This window comes from Streptomyces torulosus (genome assembly GCF_001419765.1).
In the GTDB taxonomy this organism is placed as follows: domain Bacteria; phylum Actinomycetota; class Actinomycetes; order Streptomycetales; family Streptomycetaceae; genus Streptomyces; species Streptomyces torulosus.
The window spans coordinates 1-3020 of the sequence record NZ_LIRK01000793.1 but is presented as its reverse complement, the minus strand read 5'-3'; the positions used below and the strand labels follow the sequence as shown (position 1 = coordinate 3020).

Genomic DNA, 3020 nt, shown 5'->3' with positions numbered 1-3020 from the left:
GCGAGTCCTCGCGCGGTGCCGACGACGGGACGTACGGGGGGTACGCCGGCACCGCGCGAGGACTCGCCGTAGCCGTGGTCGTCGCCGAGACTCATGCCGCGTTCGCCCCTTCAACTTCGACGCCGTACGTGGACGCGTACGAAAACGCGTGGCAATACGACGGTAGCCGCGCTGGTTCCCGCGCGGGCGCGGTGTGGTGACTCGACATCAGGGAGACGCAACCTCAGCCGGTGGGCACGACGGACGGGTGGGGTAGTGGGGGACCGGAAAGCGGGCGTGCCCGGCCGGGACGTGGCCGGACCGCGGCGCTACACGGCCATGCCGTACACGATGGTGAAGAGCGTGCCCAGTGAACCGATGATGAAGACGCCGGTGAGACCGGCGATGATGAGGCCCTTGCCCTGTTCGGCGCTGAACGTGTCGCGCAGGGCGGTCGCGCCGATGCGCTGTTTGGCCGCGCCCCAGATGGCGATGCCCAGGCAGAGGAGGATGGCGACCGCCATCACGACCTCGATCATCACGCGTGCCTCGTTGCCCAGGCTGCCGAAAGGCCCCCAGTCCGGGGCGATTCCGCCGATGATGGTGGTGATGTCGCCCTTGTCGGCCGCAATGAACATGTAAGTCACCGCCCCTAGTGGGTAGTTCCGCTGGCTCTGCGTCGCGTCCGGCTCGGCGTCCGCGCTGCACCCCTGGCGCGGGTGCGCAGAGGTCGGGCCCATTCTCGCTGACAATGACGCTGTCGTATGTCGACTTGGCGTCATTGATTGGCGGGTTTCGTACGTATCCCTTGCTTCCGGCCTGCGTGGGACCCTAACGGGGGACGCGGAACGGTACACGAAGGGTCGTATAGTCACTCTGTGTATCACGGCAGGTTACGCCGGGCAACGAGGTTAAACCGGAACCTGTGGTGTGGTTCCGTCGTTAGTCCCCTTTTTCCGGGTGGTTCGGCCTGGTGGGGCCGGGTGGTGGTGAAGCGACCGGTCCGGTCCCGTTTCTGACGGGGTGTCGGTCCGGTGTTCGCCGGGTTTCGAGTGTGCCTGATGTGGACGTAAGGGTCGCGTCTGGGGCGGGTGATGTTCCTGGGTGACCGGTGATGTGGCCGGGGTGGTCGGGAGTTGTCCGGGGGTGCGTCAGACGTACGGAAGGTGCCCGGAGTTGGGTGCCGGGTGTGCGTCCAGTTGAGGGAACGCATCTGCGAGGGCGTCCACGGGGGTAGGCGTGAGCGAGGAGAGGCCCGTCGTCTCTGCCGAGATACCGGAGTTCATCGGGAATCTGGAGCAGCTGGAGAAGTCGACGGCAACCGGCTGCGGCTGGACCGCTTCGACGAGAGCGACTTCACGCCGCCGCAACTCACCCGGCAGTCGTCGAACCATCCGTGGGTCCTCGTCAAGGACGCCCCCGAGCCGCTCAAGGCGTACTACCTGGGCGACTGGGAGAAGCAGGGGCGCACCCACAAGGCGACTCCCGAGATGCTCCGGACATTGGAGGAGATGGCGCTGGAGCGCCATCTGGCCATCAAGAGCGACACCCTCATGCAGCGGCTGCGGGACACCGCCGAGGCGGTGTACAAGCGGGACGGGACGGACGAGGCGCGGGGACTGTGGGGGGAGAGCAGGAATGTCTACAAGGACCAGCACGCCTACATGGGCGTCGCGGCGGAGAAGTTCGGTGAGTCGGTGGCGGAGCATCACTGCATCGCCGCCGAGCACCCGAGCGCGGTACGGCAGCCGCTGAGCGGGCCCCGCAATGGTAACGACCAGTTCGACCAGGTGTGGAAAGACGGAGACCGGTGGGGGCCCGGAACCCGCCGAGCGGAAAGCGGGTCTCGCAGGGGACCAGGGAGTACTTCCTGGACTTCATCGACGAGATGCGCAAGCGCGGCGAGGACGAACCCGACGAGCTCCTGCTCGCGGAGAAGCTGGAAGCCGCTCTCGCCGACGGAAGGCTCGACTATGTCGTGGTCAAGGGAGAGAAGAACGTTGGCGCATACGCTGGCTATCGTGTGAGGCGATCGCTGACCGGACTGCCCTGTGACCGTCACCGTGCCGAGGCATGGCGAGCCAGGCCCGAACTCGCGGAGGTTCGCCGAGACCCTGGGGGAGGGCTTGACGATGTCGGTCGTACTGGACCGCCGACGAGGACCGGGCCAAGGGCCCGGCGGGCCGCATCGCTCTCGGCCCCCTCGCCCTGGCCTGTCTCGCGTATGACGGTGGGATGGCCGTCGAGGTCGAGTCGGAGTATCTGCCGGCGCATCTGTTGCGACGTGACTGGCTGGGGGAGTTTCCGACCTGAGGCGTTGTCAGTGGGGGCCGTTAGGTTCGGGGCATGGGTTCTTCGCTGAGTGTGTACCTGCTGGACGTGGCCGCCACGCGGGCGTTGGTCGGGTCCCGTGACGAGCAGTTGCTGGAGGTCGTCCGCGACAGGTTCGGGGACGACCTGGCGCGGGACGACGACTGGTTCCGGTCGGAGATCGAGGACGGGGCGCCGACGGCGTACGAGGCGCTGCGGGCGGTCGTGCACGGGGGACCGTTCGGCGAGGACAAGCGGTACGCCTTCCAGTACGGCTACGCCTACCAGCGGCTGTGCTCGCTCACCGGCTCGTTCCTCGCGAATTCGAGCTTCACCCCGCATCGGGGCGACTGGCTGTCGGTGGTCGACGAGGGACTGACCGCGCTGGGAATCACCGCGGTGTCGGTGGCGGCGTTCGAGTACGGCGATCTGCCCGCTCCGCTGCCCTGGTCGTACCCGCCGGGCTGCGGTGAGTGGACGCACGAGCAGTGTCTGCGGGCGCTGGAGCAGTTCGAGGCGACCAAGGCGAAGGGCTCGACGCCGCCCCTGGATCCGGAGGTGGTGGAGGCGGCCACACAGTGCGTCGGGTGGCTGCGGCACGCGGCGTCGCGATCCGGGTTCGGGGTCATCGGGTTCAAGTTCTGAGGGCGGTCCTGCGTCGGAAGGGTCGGGAGAGGGGGTCTGCGGGGACCGCCGGCGGTTCAGAAGGGGCGGGCCGCCTTCAGGAGGCG

General features: G+C 67.8%; 4 protein-coding genes. 3 read left to right on the top strand and 1 reads right to left on the bottom strand.

All coding sequences use genetic code 11. The features are described 5' to 3' along the window. Nucleotides 1-308: 308 nt before the first annotated feature. Complete coding sequence (locus AOK23_RS40040; protein ID WP_055519934.1) at nucleotides 309-617, bottom strand: hypothetical protein; 309 nt, start codon at nucleotides 615-617, stop codon at nucleotides 309-311. Nucleotides 618-1178: 561 nt separating this feature from the next. Here AOK23_RS40040 and AOK23_RS40035 point away from each other — a divergent pair. The 3 genes from AOK23_RS40035 (at nucleotide 1179) to AOK23_RS40030 (ending at nucleotide 2934) form a co-directional block, all read left to right on the top strand. Further along, nucleotides 1179-2006, top strand: coding sequence for a hypothetical protein (locus tag AOK23_RS40035; RefSeq protein ID WP_157878300.1), 828 nt, complete (start codon nucleotides 1179-1181; stop codon nucleotides 2004-2006). 160 nt (nucleotides 2007-2166) lie between these two features. Beyond that, nucleotides 2167-2292, top strand: a complete 126-nt coding sequence (locus AOK23_RS46225) for an Imm49 family immunity protein (protein WP_420823792.1) — start codon at nucleotides 2167-2169, stop codon at nucleotides 2290-2292. A 33-nt stretch (nucleotides 2293-2325) separates the two neighbouring features. Then, a complete protein-coding gene (locus tag AOK23_RS40030; protein ID WP_055717339.1) occupies nucleotides 2326-2934 on the top strand; it encodes a DUF7691 family protein in 609 nt (202 codons plus the stop codon). Nucleotides 2935-3020 lie beyond the last annotated feature (86 nt).

Bases quoted from the DNA above. Each gene is read 5' to 3' on its own strand.
- AOK23_RS40040 (WP_055519934.1), bottom strand. From the start codon at position 617: ATGTTCATTGCGGCCGACAAGGGCGACATCACCACCATCATCGGCGGA.
- AOK23_RS40030 (WP_055717339.1), top strand. From the start codon at position 2,326: ATGGGTTCTTCGCTGAGTGTGTACCTGCTGGACGTGGCCGCCACGCGG.